This is a genomic window from Burkholderia dolosa (assembly GCF_902499135.1).
Taxonomy (GTDB): Bacteria; Pseudomonadota; Gammaproteobacteria; order Burkholderiales; family Burkholderiaceae; genus Burkholderia; species Burkholderia dolosa.
In genome coordinates, this window is the sequence record NZ_CABVPR010000017.1 from 71,328 (window position 1) to 90,440 (window position 19,113).

Consider the following 19,113-nt stretch of genomic DNA (forward strand, 5'->3'; position numbering starts at 1 on the left):
TCGGCCGGCGCGGTGCGCGACGACGAATCGGCGGCCGGACGGATGCCGGACATCGATGCGAATGGACGAGCAACGGACTCGTGTCGCGATCGAGGTTCCGCGTGTTGCGGGGCCCGAGCGTCACGAGCAGCAGCACGACGCGCGTGTTGCGTCGTCGACAGCGGGGATGTGCGGTGAAGGAGACGCACGCTCGACGCGTCGCGAACGAAGCGACGCACGATACGTGCACACGGAATACGCGGCAGACCGGTGCGCGGCCTGCCGAATGAATCGGGTTCGGCATCGCCCCGCTCGGGCGCGATGCCGCAATACGACTTACAGCGGCGTGATGTTCGACGCTTGCAGGCCCTTCGGGCCGCGCTTCACTTCGTAGCTGACTTTCTGGTTCTCGGCGAGGGTCTTGAAGCCCGTGCCGCGAATTTCAGAGAAATGGGCGAACAGATCGTCGCCGCCGTTGTCGGGGGAGATGAAACCAAAGCCTTTGGTTTCGTTGAACCACTTCACGGTACCAGTATCCACAAATACTTCCTTAATACGAATGACAGAACAGGCGCCCTCGACGGGCACGAGAAAGAATCAAAGAGGGAGAGACCAACGACTGCCGCAAACGCGGCCAATGATGAGCAATCGGACTTCTTGAAGACTTAGGTGACGGACACTACGCGGTGCCGGCCGATCCGTCAAGCTATTTCGGTGCGGCATATGCGCGGCGATGCCCTGGACTTCGCATGCGACGCTGCGCATCGTCGACTGTCGGCCCGCAGTGCGCAACGTCGCGGACCGCGATCGCGCGACGGGCTCGGCGGCTTCCCGGCGACCGCCGGAGTCGTTACCATCGAGCGCTCGAAGACCGCCGGGCGCTGCATGCGGCGCCGCCGGTCCCGCCGTCGCACCACGAATTTCGTCTCATGTCCCGCGAATCGTCACATACCGCCCTGCTCTGGATCGTCGCTGCCGCGTTCTTCATGCAGTCGCTCGACACGACGATCGTCAACACCGCGCTGCCTTCGATCGCACGAAGCCTGCATGCGTCGCCGCTCGCGATGCAGCCGGTCGTGGTCGTCTATACGCTGACGATGGCGATGCTCACGCCCGCGTCGGGCTGGCTCGCCGACCGGTTCGGCACACGCCGTGTGTTCTCGGCCGCGATTCTCGTGTTCGTGCTCGCGTCGATCGGCTGTGCGGCGTCGGATACGCTCGCGCAGCTCGTCGTCGCGCGCGCGGTCCAGGGCATCGGCGGGTCGATGCTGCTGCCGATCGGGCGGCTCGCCGTGCTGCGCCGCGTGCCGGGCGAACAGTACGTCGCGGCGATCGCGTTCGTGTCGATCGCCGCACAGCTCGGCCCGATCGTCGGCCCGACGCTCGGCGGCTGGCTCACGCAGGCGATCTCGTGGCACTGGGTGTTCATCGTCAACGTGCCGGTCGGCGCGATCGGCTTCGTCGCCGTGCAGCGCTATCTGCCGCACGACGGCGCGACGCGCGCGTCCCCGTTCGACTTCATCGGGTGTGCGCTGTTGTCGATCGCGATGGCCGCTCTGTCGCTCGCGACCGATCCGCCGATGCGCGCGCATCGTGTCGAATGGGCGGCGGCGCTCGCCGCGCTCGGCGTGACGAGCGCGCTCGTATATCTGCCGCATGCGCGGCGACGCGCGCAGCCGCTATTCAGGCTCGCGCTGTTCCGCGAGCCGAATTTCGGAGCCGGACTGCTCGGCAACCTGCTGTGCCGGATCGGCACGAGCTCGGTGCCGTTCATGCTGCCGCTGCTGATGCAGGTGCAGCTCGGCTATACCCCGCTGCAGTCCGGGATGATGCTGCTGCCGGCGGCGAGCGCGGGCGTCGTCGCGAAGCGCTGGATCGCGCCGCTGGTCAAGCGCTTCGGCTACGCGGCGTTTCTGGTCGTAAACACGGCCGTCGTCGGTAGCGCGATCGCCGGGTTCGCGCTCGTATCGGCGCGGCCGGCACCCGCGCTCGAGATCGTGCTGCTCGTCGTGTTCGGCGCCGCAAACTCGATGCAGTTTGCCGCGATGAACGGCGTGACGCTGAAAGGGCTGTCGCATGCCGACGCCGGCAGTGGCAACAGCCTGTTCACGATGATGCAGATGCTCGCGATGGGGCTCGGCGTGTCGATCGGCGGCGGGCTCGTCAATCTGTTCGCCGCACACGGCGGATCGACCGCGCACGGTTTCATGCTGTCGTTCGTCTGCATGGGCGCGATCACGCTGCTGTCGTCGGTGGTGTTCCGGCGCATCGACGGCGCTCCGTCGCCGCGCGCGGCTGCGCAGCGCTCGTCAGCGTGAGCGTCGAAGGCGGCACGGCGGTCACGATGCAGTACCGTCACGCGACGTGCGACACGCGCGCCACGCGGACCTGCATCCGATCGCTCAATACGAATCGTTCGAACGGATCGAGTTGACGAAGAAACGGCGCGGAGCGGGCTCGCATGTTGCCCGTTGCGCCGGCTCGAACGGCAGGCAACGACACGATGATCGACCGAGGTTCGATCGCCGCGCCGATGCGCGGGCACCATCAACGCGCATTGGATATCCGCACCGGCGGTACGACCGGCACCGCTATCGCCGCGCTTCGAACGCAATACGCACCGCCAGCCCCGCGAGCACGGTGCCCATCAGCCAGCGCTGCACGCGCGCCCACACCGGCCGCGCGGCAAGCAACCCCGCGATCGAACCGGCCATGCTCGCGATCAGCGCGTTGACGCTGATGCTGACCGCGATCTGCACGCAGCCGAGCGCGAGCGATTGTGCGAGCACGCTGCCGTGTCCCGGCGAAATGAATTGCGGCAGCAGCGACAGATACATCACTGCGATCTTCGGGTTCGCGAGGTTCGTGACGAAGCCCATCGTGAACAGCTTCGCGCGGCTGTCGTGCGGCAGCTGCCGCACCTGAAACGCCGAGCGGCCGCCCGGCTTCAACGCCTGCCACGCGAGGTACGACAGATACAGCGCGCCCGAAAAACGCAACGCGTCGTACGCGTACGGCACCGTCAGCACGAGCGCGGTGATGCCGAACGCCGCACAGAACATATAGAAAACGAAGCCGAGCGCGATACCGCCGAGCGAGACGAGCCCCGCGCGCCGTCCTTGACAGATCGAGCGCGAAATCACGTAGATCATGTTCGGACCGGGCGTCAGCACCATGCCGAGCGACACGAGTCCGAACGCGATCAGGGTGGGCAGGGTCGGCACGGCAGTCTCCTTCGCATCTGGCGAGTGTCGAATACGTTCGAAACGGGTTCGAAGCAATGTATTGCATATCGGACGCCGCTGGTGTGAATAAACTGCAAGCGCGTGATGAACGCGCTTCATGCTATCGACGCGCGACTTTCCCGTTCTTCGCCCGTGCTCTCGTCTTTTTTGCCGCGCCGGCGCGCTGGGCCGCGACGAGCCGGACGAATTCGTCGGTCACGGCGTTGCCGGTCGCCTGCCACGACAGACGCACCGAGCGCCGCAGCCGCGGCGACAACTCCAGCACGCGACCGCCAAACGGCGTGTAAGTCAGCGTGATGCGCGGAACGATCGACACACCCATGCCCGCTTGCGCCATCGAAAGGATCGTGCGCATCTCGACCACGTTGAACGCGGCCCGAAGCGGCGCGCCGTTTCGCGCGAAGTAATCGGCGATCGCCGGCCCGCAGCCGGCCTTCGAGAAAATGAACGGAAACGCGGACAGCTGTCTGGCCGACACGCTCCTGCGGCCGTCGAACGTGCCGTCCGCGGCGACCGCGACGAAGTCCTCGTCGAACAGCGGCAGATCGTTCGCGAACGTCTTCGTGCCCGCAACGACGCCGACGTCGACCGTGCCGCCCTCGATCCATTCCTCGATTTCGCTGTCCGTGCCTTCGAGCAGCACGGCCGACACGCCGGGATGCATGCTCTTCAGCGCCTCGAGCGCGGGCGCGACGAACGCCAGCGACACGCTCGGCAGCGACCCCACGACGAGCCGTCCTTCGAGCTTGCCGCGCGACAGGCTGAATTGCTGACGCAGCGTCTGCGCTGCCGTGACGACGCTGCGGATGTACGGCCACAAGCGCTCGCCGGCCGCGGTCAGCACGACCGGCTGCCGGTCGCGCAGCAGCAGCTTGACCTGCGTGGCCTCTTCCAGTTCGGTCAGCGCATGGCTGATCGCCGACTGACTGCGGCTGAGGCGGTCCGCCGCCGCCGTCAGCGAGCCGAGTTCGACGACCGCGGCCAGCGCCTGCAATTGCGCCAACGTCATTCGCTCTCCTTTTCTCTACATGTAGACGTCGCATGATACGGGTTACGACCATGAGCAACATCGAATCGTCTGCGCGAACGTCGCAGCGCTTCCGGCGCAACGGCAAAAGTCGACGCGCGACCGTGCAGGTGTTCTGAAAGCCGTAACGGGTAGCATCCGGAATCCGACGTACCGCGCCGCGCATCGTTGCCGCGGCACGCCGATACGCGCGCGCCGGAACGGCGCATTCCACGATTTCACGGGGACGAAATGGAAACGTACGTATTACTGGGCGGCGGGCTCGGCCTCGGTCTATTGATCGCGATCTGGGGAATCTGGTCGCTGCGGTAAACCGCGCCGCCGGATATCGACGCGGACTGCCGTTTCCACATGAACGTCCGCTTGCCGGGCACCGGCTCGATTCGCGCAGACGCGTTAGACTGTCGCGATGGAACGATGCCGTTATTGCCAGAGAATCCGCGACGAATGGGATTGCCACGGGGACGAATGCCGCCGCGCAATCGCCAAGGCACTGCGCCGGCAGCGCGCGGGCCTGCCGATGGTGCCCGACCGTATCCGCAACGAGCTGCCGTCCGACGCGCCGACGCAGCAGGTGATCGCCGTGCTGTCGCGCCAGCGTCTGCGCGCGCGCCGCGGCAACGAGGAACGCCGCGAGCGCAAGGAAATCGACGACGCCGACAGCGTCTGATTCGCGCAGAAGCTCCCCCGCCGCCCACTGCATCCGTTTCCGCCCACGTTGCGGACGCGTCGCGCGTGCGCGCGCTTGCGTTCGGACGGATCGCGGCGCGTCGGTTGCCCGCCGGCCCGTAAATGGGGACCGACGACATTTATCCCGAAATTATTGCCTTGGCGACAACGATCTTTCGCCGAAACTCGCGTTTACCCTAGGTTCACCGGCGCCTACGATGTAATCAACCGCTGACGACACGGTGTCGAACGCGGAAAGCCAATACACACATCGGAGGTCATCATGAAATCGCTCGTTTATGCAGCCGTTGCCGCTACCGCGCTGTCCGCTTCGTTCGGCGCATTCGCTCAGAGCACCGTGACGCGCGCGCAGGTGCGCAACGAACTGGTGCAGCTCGAAAACGCCGGCTACAAGCCGACCCAGTCGAGCCCGTACTACCCTGCCGACATCCAGGCCGCCGAAGCCCGCGTGCAGGCCACCGACGCGAGCGGTTACGGCGCGCAGCCGGCCGCGGTCGTTCAGGGCGGCGCACCGGTCGCGAAGGTGCAGAACCCGCGCGACTCGGTCTACTTCGGCCACTAAGCAGGTTGCCGCGCGCATCGCGCGCCGCATGCACGAATACGACGAGCCCTGCCCGCGCCGGGCTCGTCGCGTTTGCGGCGCCGGCTGACGCAATCAACGGCTGCCGCCGGACGCCGCGCGGCCCGCTTCGTCGGGCCCGCCCGCGAGCAGTTCCTGATAGCGCACGCACGCGAACTGCGCGGAGGCCTTCGCCGCATACATCGCCGCATCGGCCTTCACCAGCAGTTCCTCGGCCGACGCACCGTCGGCCGGATATTCGCTGACGCCGATGCTCGCGCCGACGGCGAGCCGCTTGTCTCCGAACTCCAGCTCCTCCGCCATCACGATCTGGATCCGCGACGCGACGTCGTCGATCACGGTCGGCGAGCGCACGTCCGAGATCAGCACGATGAATTCGTCGCCGCCGAACCGCGCCGCCATGTCGCCGCTGCGCAGCACCAGGCTCAGCCGTTTCGCGACCGTGACGAGCGCGCGGTCGCCGGCGGAGTGGCCGAGCTGATCGTTGACCTGCTTGAAGCCGTCGAGGTCGACGAACATCACCGCAAGCCCCTCCTGCACCGCGGCCGCATGGCGGATCGCCGCATCGAGATGCTCCATGAACAACAGACGGTTCGGCAGTCCGGTCAGCGGATCGTGACCGGCGAGATGCGTGAGCTCCTGCTGCTTCGCGCGCAGCATCGCGACCTGCGAGCGGATCTCGACGCGCATGCTGTCGAAACAGCGCGCGAGCACGCCGATCTCGTCCGCGCGCCCGACCGGCAGCCGCTCGGCGGCCGGATCGTCGAACACGTGCGTCGCCGCGCGCGCGAGCGCGTGCAGCGGACGCGTGATCGCGCGCGCCGACAAGATTGCGACGATCACCGCCAGCATGCTCGACACCAGCACCATCCTGACGATGCGCTGTCCGAGCATGCCGGCCGGCGTCAGCACGTCCGACAGCGGGCGCGCCATGCCGAGCACGACGAAGCGGTTGCCATCGTCGTGCCCGAACGGCGTGCGCACGAACGCGAACATCTGCCCCGGCGCGTCGTCGGGCCGCGCGAGCCCGTTGAGCGTCACGTTCGTCCGTGCGCCGTCGAACAGCGCGCGCGTCGCCGCGAAGCGCTCCTGCATCAGCACGCGCCGCCCGCGATCGAAGCCGAACGCCTGCGACGGATCGGGATGCACGAGAAAATCGCCCCACTCGTTCGCGAGGTACACCGCATAGTCCGGCGGCAAATCGCGTTCGAGCCGATCGAAGAGGCGCGACAGCTCGACGTCGACGACGAGCGCGCCGACGGTACGGCCCGACACGTCGACGACCGGCGTGCCGACACGCAGGATCGGCAGCCCTTCGGCCGCATGCGAGCCGGTCTCGTGATTGATCGCGATCGGCGACAGGTAGATGTGCCCGGGCGGCGTCGCGAGCGTGTCGAACACGTAGGAAAACTGCCCTTTTTCCTGCAGCGCGCTTTCGGGCAGCACGACGATGCCGTTCGCATCGCGATCGACGCGAATCCGCTCGATCCCGAAATGCCCGCTCGCGATCAGCCGCACCTGCAGATACTCGGGGTGATTGCGCATGAAGCTGTAGTACACCTGCTCGAGCCGCGCGCGACGCGCACGGTCCGGACTGTCGCTGCCGGCGACGAACGGCGCGGACGGCAGCTGCGCGAGCACGAGCGCATCGTCAGCCACGTCGGCGAGCGCGGTCGTGAAGCGCTGGCCGAGCAGTTGCGTCGACATCAGCAGGCTGTGCTGCGCTTCCTGAACGAGCATCGCGCGGTTCGCGCGATACGTGTAGTAGCCGGTCGCGCCCGACGCGATCACGCCGATGCAGGCGAACAGCACCGACAGCTTCGACGTGAGCCCGAGCCTGATCATTTTTCGAACTGCTCCGGCCGATCGCCCGACACGATGCGGCTCCACAGCGATTCGCGCCGCGCGATATCCTCCACCGGCCGGATCCACACGAGGCGCTGGCGTGCGGCGTCGGCGCCGCGCAGCGGCTCGAGCGTGCTCGCGAGCCCCTGGCGTTCGGTGAGCAGCTTGCCGACCGCCGGCTCGAGCATGTAGTTGATCCATGCGAACGCGAGTTCGCGGCGGTCCGTCGCCTGCGTGACGGCCCAGCAGTCGAGCCATGCCAGCGCGCCTTCATCGGGAATCACGTAGCCGACGTCCGCGCCGGCGCGGCGCAGCAGCGCGAGCTGCTGCGTGCCGTAGTTGCCGAACATCAGCGCCGCGCGATGCCGGACGAACAGCGCGGTCGCCTCTTCAGGCAGCGTGTAGTACGTGAGCAGATTGCGACGCAGCTCGATCAGCTTGCGCGTGACCGCGAACGTCTGCTCGCGCGTCAGGTTGAACGGATCGGGATAGCCGAGCGCGAGCGCGGTGAACGAGAAATTGTGCTGCGCGCTGTTGAAGTCGAGCACCTTGCCGCGATAGCGCGGGTTCCACAATTCCAGCATCGAGCGCGGCGCGTCGCGCACCTGCCTGCGATCGTAAATGAGACCCATCGACGAATACGTGAACGGAATGCCGTACACCGCATTGCCGTGCACGAGCCCGCCGATCGTCGCGAGCTGACGGAAACCCGGCACCTGCCGCTCGCGGTTCGGGATGCGCGACAGATCGATCGGCGCAAGCAGCCGTTCGCGCGCATAGCGCTGGATCTCCGCCGTATTGGCCGCGAGCACGTCGTACGGCGGCGGCGACGCGCTCTGCATGCGCGCCCACAACGCCTCGTCGGAGTCGACGAACGTCACTTCGACGCGTACATGAAATTGCGTCTCGAATGCATTGACGACGTCGCGGTCCGCATAGCCCGGCCATGCAAGCACACGCAGCACGGTGTCGTTGGCCGCTGCCGGCGATCCGGCGAAGGCCGGCACGCCGCCGAGCAAGCCGAGCGTCGCGAGGACGAAGCGCCGGCGCACGATGCCGCGCTCGCGTCCACGCGCGCCGATTCCGCTGATCAATCGGTCTCCACCCGAATCGCCCGGCTGCATTCGACTGTCCTTTTTCGAGTCGATGCGACAGCTTGCAACGAGACCATAAAAAGATATGTGGCGCAATCAGCACAAGTCGCACGAGATTGCGTACCGCACGGTTCACCGATGCAATCGCGCGTGCGCCGATAACACGAACGGCAATCCGGCTGTGCGGCGTCGATCACATGTCGTTGCGCGCGCAAGAAGCGAGCGTCATCGCCGGAGTCCGAACGAACGGACACGACCGCCGCGTGACGCCGATATCGGCGACCGCGATGCGCGCGATGAACACGAAGCGGCTCCGACGGGTCGCGCCGCGTTCGTCATTTTTGTCATGATTGAAAGATTGTTAACGCCACGCCTGCGTGAACTCGGCGATCACGCGTGACAGATGCGCGCGCATCGCGTCGCGCGCGGCCGCGGCGTCGCGCGCCATGATCGCCGCGAAGATTCGCTGGTGATCTTCCTGCGACGCCTCGCGCAATGCCGTCGAGTGAAAGTGTTCCTCGATCTTGTCCCACAGCGGATCGCTGCGCGCGCAGTCCCACATCGCGGTGACCATGTGCAGCAGCACCGTGTTGCCGGTCGACTCCGCGATGCGCAGATGGAACTCGCGATCGGCCGCGTGGTACGCGGCCTTGTCGTTCATCTGCTCGCGCATCGTCGCCAGCGCGAAAAACAGCCGGTCGAGATCGGCATCCTTGCGCTCGGTCGCCGCGAGCGCGGCGACTTCCGCTTCGATCAGCCCGCGTGCGCGCAGCGTCTCGATCGGGCCCGGACCGCGCGGCACGTCGAACGTCACCGGCCGTGCGGCGTCGGCGGCCGACGACACGTAGATGCCGGAGCCGACCCGCACTTCGACGATTCCCTGCACCTCGAGCGCGATGATCGCTTCGCGCACCTGCGTGCGGCTCACGCCGAACTGGTCGGCCAGGCTGCGCTCGGACGGCAGCCGCGCGCCGGGCTCGAACGCGCCGGCCGCGACCATCGCGTGGATTTGCCGGGCAAGGCCGATATAGGAACGGTCCGCGGCGTCGGCATCGCGGCTGGCTGGCAGGCTGGAAAGATCGGTCATCGAAACGCTCGCAACGGGCTGGCCGGCGCGCATGCGGCGCCGGATCGGCAAAATGGTACACCAATTCCGGCCGACAGCCTTCCGGCCGGCACTGCCGCATTTTCGGTATCGACGCCCGGTCGAGCCGCGCGGCGCCGCCAGGTGCCGACAACTGGTAAACCACTATCGCCGAATATTGGTATACCACCCATAATCCGCTCGCATCGACGATCGAGCGGCGCGCCGCCCATCGATCGCCGTCCGCCTGAACCGTCCGCCAGGAGCCCTTTCCGTGAAGATGTCTTTCCGTTGGTACGGCGAGTCCGATCCGGTCTCGCTGCAATACATCCGCCAGATTCCGGGCGTCACGCACATCGTGTCCGCGATCTACGACGAACCGGTCGGCAACGTCTGGCCCGCGCACAAGATCGACGCGCTGAAGGCGACGATCGAGCGGGCCGGCCTGAGCTTCGAGGTCGTCGAATCGGTGCCCGTGCATGAGGACATCAAGCTCGGCAAGCCGAGCCGCGACCGCCTGATCGACCATTACCGGCAGACGATCCGTCATCTCGGCGCGGCCGGCGTGCGGGTCGTCTGCTACAACTTCATGCCGGTGTTCGACTGGACGCGCACCGAGCTGTCGAAGACGCTCGACGACGGCTCGACGTGCCTCGCGTTCAGCACCGACGCGGTCGACCGGATCGATCCGAACGACGGCATCGCGCTGCCCGGCTGGGATTCGAGCTATCGCCCGGAAGAGCTGCAGGCGCTGCTCGCCGACTATCGCGACGTCGACGAGAACGCGCTGCGCGCGAATCTCGCGTACTTCCTGAAAGCGGTCGTGCCGGTGGCCGAAGAAGCCGGCGTGAAGATGGCGATCCATCCGGACGATCCGCCGCGGCCGATCTTCGGGCTGCCGCGCATCGTGAAGAACCGCGACGACCTCGCGCAGATCCTGCGCATCGTCGATTCGCCGGCGAACGGGCTGACGCTGTGCTCCGGTTCGCTGGGCGCCGGCCCGCAGAACGACGTCGAAGCGCTCGTGCGCGAATTCGGCGCGATGGGCCGCATCCATTTCGCGCATATCCGTAACGTGAAGGTCGACGCGAACGGCGACTTCGAGGAAACCGCGCATCTGTCGAGCTGCGGATCGCTCGACATCGCCGCGATCGTGAAGGCATACCACGACACCGGCTTCACCGGCTACGTGCGCCCCGACCACGGCCGCATGATCTGGGGCGAAACCGGCAAGCCCGGCTACGGCCTCTACGATCGTGCGCTCGGCGCCGTCTATCTGAACGGCCTGTGGGAAGCGCTGCAGAAGTTCGACCGCACGCCGCACGCATCGCGCGAGCCGCAGTAAACCGTCCTTCGACGCGGCCGGCGCAGCGGAACGCCGGTCGCCGCCACGACATTCCGCGCGGAGACTCGCTATGCCTCGCATCCGATGGACCATGATCCTGATGTGCTTTCTGGCCAACGTCATCAACTTCATCGACCGCGCGAACCTCGCGATCGCCGCGCCGAGCATTCGCGCCGACCTCGGGCTCGATGCGGTCGGCATGGGGCTCGTGCTGAGCGCGTTCTTCTGGACCTACGCGTTCCTGCAGCTGCCGGCCGGCTGGTTCATCGACAAGGTCGGCGTGCGCGTGAGCCTCGCGCTGGCGGTCGGCTGGTGGTCGGCCTTCACCGTCGCGACGGGCGCGGCGCGCGGGCTCGCGCAGCTCGTCGGCGTGCGGCTGATGCTCGGCGTCGGCGAAGCGGCCGCGATCCCGTCGTTCGCGAAGGTCGCGTTCAACTGGTTCCCGCGCAGCGAACGCGGGCTCGCGAGCAGCATCTTCGACAGCGGGTCGCGCGTCGGCTCCGCGCTGTCGCTGCCGCTCGTCGCGTGGCTGATCTCGATCGTCGGCTGGCGCGGATCGTTCGTGATCACCGGCGGCATCGGGATCGTATGGGCGCTCGCGTGGTGGTTCATCTACCGCGACCCGGAACGCTATCGGGCGATCGCGCCGGACGCGGTCGATGCGCTGCTCGCGCAGCGCGGTGCGCCGGCCGTTGCGGACGCAACCGATGGCCCGAAGGTGTCGTGGCTCGACCTGTTCCGCTACCGCACCGTGTGGGGGATGATGATCGGGCTGTTCTGCCTGAACTTCGCGATCTATTTCTTCATCACGTGGTTTCCGAGCTATCTGCTGCAGTCGCGCGGCTTCTCGCTCGCGTCGCTCGGCACGTGGGGGATGCTGCCGGCGCTGCTCGCGATTCCCGGCGGCTGGCTCGGCGGCTACATATCGGACAGCCTGTTCCGCCGCGGCTGGAGCGCGACGGCCGCGCGCAAGACCTGCCTCGTGGTCGGGATGCTGCTGTCGTCGTCGATCGCGCTGTCGGCATTCGTCGACGACGTTCGCGTGTGCGTGGCGCTGTTCGCGCTCGCCTATGCAAGCCTGTCGTTCGCGGGCGCGAACGTGTGGACGCTCGTCGGCGAAGTGGCGCCGACGCCCGCGCACGTCGCGTCGCTCGGCGGCATCCAGAACTTCGCCGGCAACCTCGCGGGCATCTTCATCACGACGTTCACCGGCGTGATGCTGGCGATCACGAAAGGCTCGTTCGTCGTGCCGCTCGCGGTCGCCGGCGCGTTGTGCGTGGTGGGCGCGCTGTCGTATCTGTTCGTCGTCGGCAAGATCGAGCCGCTGCCGGCGCTGCGCGATCCAGCGGGCCGGCGCAATGCGCAGCCGAATGCGGCGTGACGCATCCGGACCGCGCGCGGCACGCGTGCGTGCGACGCACGCGCGGCCCACGCGCGAACGCTCGCCTCGAAGCAGCCGCGCACAATGAAAACGGGCGGCATACCTGCATGCCGCCCGAACGATGAAACCGCGTGCGAACCGGCCGGCGCACGCGCCGCGCCGGCCGCCGCGCTCAGCGCGCCGCCACCGGCTTGCCAAACGCGCCGAGAATCTTCTTCTCCAGTGCGATGTAGTCGCGGCCGAAATGGTGATCGCCCCGCGTCCTGATCACGTCGGCGCCGGTGTTCGCGAGCGCCGGGCACATCGTGTCCTGCTCCTGCGCACCGTAGAAGCACTGCACGAGCTGCGGCGGCACCTTCGCGATTTCCGGCGCGACCTTCAGCGCGCTGTCGCTCGCCGGCATCCCGAGCCAGCCCGTCACGCGGATCTGGAAGTCGGCCGCCGGCGCGAAGCCGAGCAGCGACATCACCGCGACCTTGTCGCGCAGGTCGGCCGGCAGCCGGTTGTACGCGAACGGCATCACGTCGGCGCCGAACGAGTAGCCGACCAGCGCGACGCGGTTCGCATGCCAGCGCGCCATGTACGTACGCATCACGCGCGCGAGATCGCGGCTCGTCTGCGCCGGCGACTTCTCGCTCCAGAAGTAGCGCAGGCTGTCGATGCCGACCACCGACACGCCGTCGCGCTGCAGCGCCTCGGCGATCGTCTTGTCGAGATCGCGCCAGCCGCCGTCGCCCGAGATCACGATCGCGAGCCGGTCGCTGCCCTTGGCCGGCAGCTCGACGAGCGGCAGGTCCGACACGTCGAGTTCGTCCGCGCTGCTGCTGTCGTGCAGGTGCGACGCGACGAGCGACACGAGCTTCGTCGTGTCGCCCGCGGCGGCCGTCTCGACGAAGCCCGGCATCGCGCGGCGCACGATCGTCGGATCGGGCGGGCACGGCTTGAAACGCGGATCGAGCTTCGGCGCCGGCTCGACCGACACGACGCCGGCAATCGTGTTCTCCGGCGCCATCGCGAGAATCTGCTTCGCGATCGCGCCGCCCTGGCCGAGGCCCGCGACGATCGGCGTGTAATAGCGCGACGATTGCACGACGCGTTCGAGCTGGTGACCGACCGCTTCGGCATCGCCGTCGAGGTGATGACAGGTCTCCTGCTTCGCGGCCAGGTTCGCCGCGTAGCGCTCCGAGTCCACGCCGACCGTCATCGCGCCCGCCTTCGCGAGCGCGTCGGCGGCCTGCTGATCGGCGGCATCCCAGCCGCGCCCGCGCGAGAACAGCACGACGAAGCCGCGCAGCGGCCCGGCCGGCTTCGTCACGGCAACCGGGCCGTAGCGGCCGCCCGACACGATTTCCGGCTTCGCCGCGGCCGGCTGCGCGGCCAGCGCCGCGCCGGCCAGCATCATTCCCGCGCACGCGGCGGCCGCCTGCGCGATTCCCTTCTTCAGCATCATGAACGCCGACCTCCAGCCAGCAACGACAGATCCGCGAGCGTGACGAACACGCCGACCGAGCCCGAGGCCGCGAGATAGCGCGGCTCCCAGTGCGGCTCGAACTTGCTCTTGAATGCCCGCAAGCCGCGGAAGTTGTAGAAGCGGCCGCCGAAGCGCCAGACCATCACACCGAGCCGGTGCCACGGCGACGGCATCTTCGCCGCCCCCATTCCCGAGAACGGCGCGATGCCCAGGCTTAGCTTGCGGAAGCCCGCTTCCTTGAGATGCAGCGCGAGCTGCGTAAACAGATATTCCATCGCGTACGGCGACGCTTCCGGCAGATGACGCATCACGCCGACCGTCGCCTCGGTGTTGAGGTCGGTCGTCATGAACGTGACGAACGCGATCGGCTTGTCGGCCTGCCGCACGAGCATCACCGACTGCGTGGCCAGATAGCCGTCGTGGAACGCGGCGACCGAGAAGCTCTTCTCGCGCGCATCGCGGCTGTCGAGCCAGCCGTCCGAGATGTCGCGCAGCGCCGGCAGCGCGGCCGGCACGTCGCGCGGCGCGATCACTTCGACGCTCAGCGCGTCCTTGTCGCCGCGCCGCAGCGCGTAGCGCAGGTGCGAACGGTGCGAGCCCTTCAGGTCGAATTCGTCGAGCGCGATGTGCGCTTCCTCGCCGAGCTTCATCAGCGTGAGGCCGGCGTCCAGATACAGCGGCAGCGCATTCGCGCGCACCTGATAGAACGCCGCGCGGCCGCCGTGCGCGTGCGCGAGCGCGATGAACTTGCCGATCAGCGCCGGCCATTCGTCGCGCGGGCCGACCGGATCGTGCAGCGCGGCCCACGTGCGGCCGTACTTCGCATACATCAGGAACGCGCGGCGCGACTCGGAAAACAGGAACGACTTGTCGCCCATCAGCGCGAGGCCCGCATCGCTGCACTCCTGCGCGCGGATGATGCGCTCGGCGTCCCGCAGATCCTGCGGCGCCGGCTTCACGAAGCGGCCGGGCGCCGGCCGCAGCAGTTGCCACAGCGCGAACATCGCGACGAACACGCCGGCCGCGAGCGTCGCGCGCAGCGCGCGCGGCGCGCGCGCGTCGAACGAGAAATGCGACCACAGATCGCGCGTATACGGCACGTCGCGGAACGCGAAGCACAGCACCCATACGGCGAGCATCAGCACCATCGTCACCGACACGAACCAGCTGAGCGTGAAGCGCTCGGCGAGCAGCGACGAATGCCGGTTGAAGCGGCGGCGGCTGACGAGCAGCAGCACGAGCAGCGTGCCGAGCACGCCTGCCTCGACGAACGCGAGCCCCTTCGCGAGCGACAGCGCGAGGCTCGCGAGCGTCAGCGCGAAAGTCATCCACCACGCGCCGTCGAGGCGGCGCAGCAGCCCGCGCGCGACGAACAGCAGCGCGACGCCGAGCACGCTGCAGATCACCTGCGAGCCTTCGAGCACCCACAGCGGCACGATGTTGCGCAGGATCGCGATCCGATGCCAGAACGCGGGCGTCGCGCTCGAGATCACCAGCATGCTGCCGACCGCGAACGTGACGAGACTCAGGAACAGCGGTGCGAGCAGCGACACGCGCGCGGCCTGCCGCGACACGAGCCGGCTGCGCAGCGCGCGGCCCTCGAAACCGGCGAGCAGCGCAGCCGACAGCACGAGCGGCACGCCGAAGTAGATCGCGCGATACGCGATCAGCGCGGCGACCATCGCGTGCGCCGGCACCTCGCGGCCGAGCGTGAACACCATCGCGGCCTCGAACACGCCGATGCCGCCCGGCGTATGGCCGATCATCCCGAGCAGCAGCGCGGCCGCATAGACGGTGACGAACGTCGGAAAGCCGACCGGCGCGGCCGGCAGCAGCACCCACAGCGTGAGGCCGGCGGCGATCACGTCGAGCACCGCGTAGACCACCTGCGCAACCAGATCGCGCCGCGCGGGCACGTCGAACGCGAGCCATTTGAAGCGCGTGACGACCGGGCGCGCCGCGTTGCCGCACATCGCCACCAGCACGGCCAGCGCGACGAGCAGCGCTGCGCCGCTCCACACGAGCACGCCGGGCGCGACGTGCAGCATCTCTGCGAGCGCGTGCGGCACGCACACCATCCCGACCGCCGTCATCAGCACCAGCGCGAGCGCGAGCGTGCCGCTCGTGAACACCGTCATCCGGCCGACCTGCGCGGGCGTGACGCCCGACACGCCGTACACGCGCGCGCGCACCGCGCCGCCCGTCAGCGCACCGAAGCCGGTCGCGTTGCCGAGCGCCGAACCGGCGATCGCGCCGATCCACAGCGCGGCGCGCGGGACCTGCGCGGCCACGTAGCGCAGCCCGATCGCGTCGCGCGCGACGAGCGCGAGATAGCTGAGCGCCGTCGCCGCGAGCGACGCGCCCCACTCGCCGGCCGACATGTGGCGAAGCTGGCGGATCACCGACCGGTAGTCGACGGATTGCGACAGGTGCTGGAAGACCACGATCAGCAGCAGGCCGATGCCGAGTGCGAGCAGCGGCGACAGCACGCGTTCGCTGCGGATCAGCGCCGAGACACGGGCAAGCATCGCCGCGGCACGGCCGGGCGAACCAGTGTGACGGGAAGACATAGGTTATTCGTGGTGGTGCATAGCGGGTCGCGGCGCCGGACGGCCGGGCGGCGACGGATCGGTTTGCTCTGCGTGGGCGGTTGGCCGAAGCACGAGGCTGACAGCGCCTCGATCAGAAATGGCGAGTATACGGAACTTTTATTACAAAATCTTTCATCGATTACCCGAGCAGTTAACGGGCACGTGGGCACCGGGGCGCCGCGTACGGCGGCAGCGCATCCAATGATGCGCACGGTGCGCATCATACCGGGAACCGCGCGGAATTTTCTGCCGAATGACGGCCGAGTCGCGCATCGAAGGTAAATACGCCCGAGTCGATACGGCGGGTGCGCACGACTTCGCGGCGGCCCGTCGCGTTTACACCATGCGCGGATTCCTTCATTTCTCTTACATCCACGTTCGCAGAGCGTCGCCGATGCTGCCGCCGATGCGGCGCACGCTCGGCCGGCCCGCCGCGACTCACTTCGCGCGGTCGTGCTCCGCGAGCCCGATCGCCTTGTAATCGTAGGTCGGGTAGAACTCGGTGCGATATGCGCCCCACGCCGTGTCCTCGAGCACGCGGTTGACCTCGCGCAGCCGCGACGCCGGCAGCCGCAGCACGACGATCTGCCCGATGCCCATCGTCACGGTCCAGCTCACCACTTCGACGCCGGGCGGCGGAAACGCCTTGTAGAACCCCTGCTTCGCGAGCTGCGCGTTCAGCTCCGCGAGCGGGCGCGACTGGTCGTGCTTCAGGAGGACGGTCAGCAGCACCGCGTTGTCCGGCGTCGCGGCGGCCGTGCTCGTCGGCACGCTCGACGTCTGGCCGAACGCGGGCGCGCTCAACGCTGCGGCGGCCGCGAGCGACGCGGCGATCGTCAGCATGCGAATCGGGAAATGCGCAAATGCCGGCATCGGATGACTCCGTAGGTTCGTGGCGGAATCGCCATCATGCATCGTCGCGCCGATTGCTGCTGATTGCTGCCGATTACCGCCGTTCGCTGCCGTTCGTCGCCGAATCCTGCCGCTCGCCGCCGGTGGCCGGCGCGCTCGCACGCCGACGCCCGCGCGGCCCGCGATCGCGCTCAATACACGTCGCGCATGTAGCGGCGCGCCTTCGCGAGCCGCGCGACGTAGTCGCTCGCGGCGTCGTCCGACATCCCGCCGTGCTCGGCGACGATCGCCTTCAGCGCGGTATCGACGTCCTTCGCCATCCGTGACGCATCGCCGCAAACGTAGAAATGCGCGCCTTCCTCGAGCCACGCGAACAGCTCGGCGCCCTGCTCGCGCATCCGGTCCTGCACGTAGATCTTGTCGGCCTGATCGCGCGAGAACGCGAGATCGAGCCGCGTCAGGAAGCCGCTGTCGTGCATCGCGCTCAGCTCGTCGCGGTAATAGAAGTCGGTCTGCGCGTGCTGCTCGCCGAAGAACAGCCAGTTGCGCCCGCGCGCGCCGCGCGCCTGCCGCTCGTGCAGGAAGCCGCGGAACGGCGCGACGCCGGTGCCGGGGCCGACCATCACGATCGGCACGTCGCCGTTCACCGGCGGCCGGAAATGCGCGGACTTCTGCACGAACACCGGCACGCGTCCGTCCTCCGCGCGATCGGCGAGGAACGTCGACGCGACGCCCTTGCGCGCGCGCCGGCCGTTGTGATAGCGCACGGCCGATACGGTCAGATGAATCTCGCCGCGGTGCGCGCTCGGACTCGACGCGATCGAATACAGACGCGGCTGCAGCCGCTTCAGCATGCCGACCAGCTCCGCGCCCGACAGCTCGACCGGAAACTCGTGCAGCACGTCCGCGAGCTGCTGGCCCCACAGCCACTGCTTCAGGTCGGCCTTGCGGTCGTCGGCGAGCAGCGCCTTCAGCGCGCCGTTCGCGGTGCGCGACGCGATGAACGCGAGCGTATCGGGGTGCGGCCGCGTGATGTCGAAGTGGCGCGCGAGCGCGTCCCCGAGCCGCACGTCGCCGACGCCCGGCACCGACACCGGCGTATCGGCCTTCAGCGCGGTGACGGCCAGCAGTTCGTCGACGAGCTCCGGGCAATTGGTCGGCCACACGCCGAGCGCGTCGCCCGCTTCGTATTCGAGGTTCGCGCCTTCGGTCGACAGCGACACGTAGCGCGTGTCCTTCGCGGCGCCCGGCCGGTTCAGCCGCAGGTTCGCGACGAGCTTCGACGGCGCGGGATGCGACTTGGTCGGCAGCAGCCCGGATGCGCTGAGGCCGCCCGACGGCACCGCGTACAGCGCGGCGTCCGCTTCCTTGATCCGCGCGACCACGCGTTCGAGCCACTGGTCGGCGTCGCGCTGGAATTCGACGTCGCAATCGACGCGCGCGCAGAGCCGCTTCGCGCCGAGCTCCGCGAGCCGCGCGTCGAGCCGGCGGCCGTGGCCGCAGAACTGGTCGTAGTTGCGATCGCCGAACGCGAGCACCGCGAAGTGCACGCCGTCGAGGCGCGCGGCGCCGGCGCTCTGCAGCGCGTCCCAGAACTCGCTGCCGTTGTCCGGCGGATCGCCGTCGCCGAACGTGCTCGTCATCAGCAGCACGTATTGCGCGCCGGCGAGCGACGCGACCGGATAGTCGGACATGCACGCGGTACGGATCTCGAAGCCCGCGTTCATCAGCTGCGTCGCGTAGTCCTCGGTCAGCGATTCGATGTTGCCGGTCTGCGACGCCCACAGCAGCACGACCTTCGGCCGCGCGCGCACGATCCGCACGCTGCCGGGCGCCGCTGCATCGGCCGGCAATGCCGGCGCGGCCGCGTCGGGCGCGCGCGCGGGCGTCGAGCGGCTGAACAGGCCGGCGAGCATGCCGTCGAGCCAC

15 protein-coding genes are annotated in these 19,113 nt (G+C 68.3%); 5 read left to right on the plus strand and 10 right to left on the minus strand.

Annotation, left to right across the window (positions count from 1 at the left end; translation table 11 throughout):
* Window positions 1–315 precede the first annotated feature (315 nt).
* A complete protein-coding gene (locus tag BUB20358_RS10465) occupies window positions 316–519 on the minus strand; it encodes a cold-shock protein (protein WP_035974191.1) in 204 nt (67 codons plus the stop codon).
* Window positions 520–908: 389 nt separating this feature from the next.
* On the opposite strand from BUB20358_RS10465, the gene BUB20358_RS10470 reads away from it, so the two are divergent.
* On the plus strand, window positions 909–2,297 hold the full coding sequence (locus BUB20358_RS10470) for a DHA2 family efflux MFS transporter permease subunit (RefSeq protein WP_006766000.1): 1,389 nt from the start codon (window positions 909–911) through the stop codon (window positions 2,295–2,297).
* Window positions 2,298–2,570: 273 nt separating this feature from the next.
* Here the strand turns inward: BUB20358_RS10470 and BUB20358_RS10475 are convergent, their stop codons facing one another.
* Window positions 2,571–3,203 (minus strand): LysE family translocator, encoded by a 633-nt coding sequence (locus BUB20358_RS10475; RefSeq protein WP_006766001.1) that lies wholly within the window; start codon window positions 3,201–3,203, stop codon window positions 2,571–2,573.
* A 121-nt stretch (window positions 3,204–3,324) separates the two neighbouring features.
* Window positions 3,325–4,233 (minus strand): LysR family transcriptional regulator, encoded by a 909-nt coding sequence (locus BUB20358_RS10480; RefSeq protein WP_006766002.1) that lies wholly within the window; start codon window positions 4,231–4,233, stop codon window positions 3,325–3,327.
* A 427-nt stretch (window positions 4,234–4,660) separates the two neighbouring features.
* Between BUB20358_RS10480 and BUB20358_RS10485 the strand changes: the two genes are divergently transcribed.
* Together BUB20358_RS10485 and BUB20358_RS10490 are read left to right on the plus strand one after the other, a co-directional pair.
* On the plus strand, window positions 4,661–4,921 hold the full coding sequence (locus tag BUB20358_RS10485; RefSeq protein ID WP_006766003.1) for a hypothetical protein: 261 nt from the start codon (window positions 4,661–4,663) through the stop codon (window positions 4,919–4,921).
* Between the two features lie 282 nt (window positions 4,922–5,203).
* On the plus strand, window positions 5,204–5,503 hold the full coding sequence (locus BUB20358_RS10490) for a DUF4148 domain-containing protein (protein ID WP_006766004.1): 300 nt from the start codon (window positions 5,204–5,206) through the stop codon (window positions 5,501–5,503).
* A gap of 93 nt (window positions 5,504–5,596) precedes the next feature.
* Here BUB20358_RS10490 and BUB20358_RS10495 read toward each other — a convergent pair whose 3' ends face one another.
* The 3 genes from BUB20358_RS10495 to BUB20358_RS10505 all read right to left on the minus strand — a co-directional run bounded on the left by BUB20358_RS10495 (window position 5,597) and on the right by BUB20358_RS10505 (window position 9,547).
* The gene (locus BUB20358_RS10495; protein WP_006766005.1) at window positions 5,597–7,366 is read right to left on the minus strand and encodes a diguanylate cyclase domain-containing protein; all 1,770 of its coding nucleotides are present in this window, start codon (window positions 7,364–7,366) and stop codon (window positions 5,597–5,599) included.
* Entirely contained in the window at window positions 7,363–8,490 is a 1,128-nt protein-coding gene (locus tag BUB20358_RS10500) for an ABC transporter substrate-binding protein (protein ID WP_006766006.1), read from the minus strand. Before BUB20358_RS10500 ends, BUB20358_RS10495 begins: the two co-directional genes overlap by 4 nt.
* A gap of 331 nt (window positions 8,491–8,821) precedes the next feature.
* Window positions 8,822–9,547 (minus strand): FadR/GntR family transcriptional regulator, encoded by a 726-nt coding sequence (locus BUB20358_RS10505; protein WP_006766007.1) that lies wholly within the window; start codon window positions 9,545–9,547, stop codon window positions 8,822–8,824.
* Between the two features lie 271 nt (window positions 9,548–9,818).
* On the opposite strand from BUB20358_RS10505, the gene uxuA reads away from it, so the two are divergent.
* The gene (gene uxuA, locus BUB20358_RS10510; protein ID WP_006766008.1) at window positions 9,819–10,889 is read left to right on the plus strand and encodes a mannonate dehydratase; all 1,071 of its coding nucleotides are present in this window, start codon (window positions 9,819–9,821) and stop codon (window positions 10,887–10,889) included.
* 70 nt (window positions 10,890–10,959) lie between these two features.
* A complete protein-coding gene (locus BUB20358_RS10515) occupies window positions 10,960–12,270 on the plus strand; it encodes an MFS transporter (RefSeq protein WP_006766009.1) in 1,311 nt (436 codons plus the stop codon).
* Between the two features lie 172 nt (window positions 12,271–12,442).
* Here the strand turns inward: BUB20358_RS10515 and BUB20358_RS10520 are convergent, their stop codons facing one another.
* From BUB20358_RS10520 to BUB20358_RS10535, 4 genes are all read right to left on the minus strand, one after another.
* Window positions 12,443–13,720, minus strand: coding sequence for a virulence factor family protein (locus BUB20358_RS10520; RefSeq protein ID WP_006766010.1), 1,278 nt, complete (start codon window positions 13,718–13,720; stop codon window positions 12,443–12,445).
* Window positions 13,717–16,311, minus strand: coding sequence for a bifunctional lysylphosphatidylglycerol flippase/synthetase MprF (gene mprF / locus BUB20358_RS10525; RefSeq protein WP_035974194.1), 2,595 nt, complete (start codon window positions 16,309–16,311; stop codon window positions 13,717–13,719). The genes BUB20358_RS10520 and mprF overlap by 4 nt, the downstream gene beginning before the upstream one ends.
* Window positions 16,312–16,770: 459 nt before the next feature.
* Complete coding sequence (locus BUB20358_RS10530; RefSeq protein ID WP_035974196.1) at window positions 16,771–17,205, minus strand: hypothetical protein; 435 nt, start codon at window positions 17,203–17,205, stop codon at window positions 16,771–16,773.
* 170 nt (window positions 17,206–17,375) lie between these two features.
* The coding region (locus tag BUB20358_RS10535; protein WP_174905070.1) for a sulfite reductase subunit alpha at window positions 17,376–19,113 on the minus strand (1,738 nt) is incomplete at its 5' end.

Bases quoted from the DNA above. Each gene is read 5' to 3' on its own strand.
- BUB20358_RS10490 (WP_006766004.1), top strand. From the start codon at position 5,204: ATGAAATCGCTCGTTTATGCAGCCGTTGCCGCTACCGCGCTGTCCGCT.
- BUB20358_RS10480 (WP_006766002.1), bottom strand. From the start codon at position 4,233: ATGACGTTGGCGCAATTGCAGGCGCTGGCCGCGGTCGTCGAACTCGGC.
- BUB20358_RS10530 (WP_035974196.1), bottom strand. From the start codon at position 17,205: ATGCCGGCATTTGCGCATTTCCCGATTCGCATGCTGACGATCGCCGCG.
- BUB20358_RS10495 (WP_006766005.1), bottom strand. From the start codon at position 7,366: ATGATCAGGCTCGGGCTCACGTCGAAGCTGTCGGTGCTGTTCGCCTGC.
- BUB20358_RS10515 (WP_006766009.1), top strand. From the start codon at position 10,960: ATGCCTCGCATCCGATGGACCATGATCCTGATGTGCTTTCTGGCCAAC.
- mprF (WP_035974194.1), bottom strand. From the start codon at position 16,311: ATGTCTTCCCGTCACACTGGTTCGCCCGGCCGTGCCGCGGCGATGCTT.
- BUB20358_RS10470 (WP_006766000.1), top strand. From the start codon at position 909: ATGTCCCGCGAATCGTCACATACCGCCCTGCTCTGGATCGTCGCTGCC.
- BUB20358_RS10485 (WP_006766003.1), top strand. From the start codon at position 4,661: ATGGAACGATGCCGTTATTGCCAGAGAATCCGCGACGAATGGGATTGC.
- BUB20358_RS10505 (WP_006766007.1), bottom strand. From the start codon at position 9,547: ATGACCGATCTTTCCAGCCTGCCAGCCAGCCGCGATGCCGACGCCGCG.
- BUB20358_RS10500 (WP_006766006.1), bottom strand. From the start codon at position 8,490: ATGCAGCCGGGCGATTCGGGTGGAGACCGATTGATCAGCGGAATCGGC.
- BUB20358_RS10520 (WP_006766010.1), bottom strand. From the start codon at position 13,720: ATGATGCTGAAGAAGGGAATCGCGCAGGCGGCCGCCGCGTGCGCGGGA.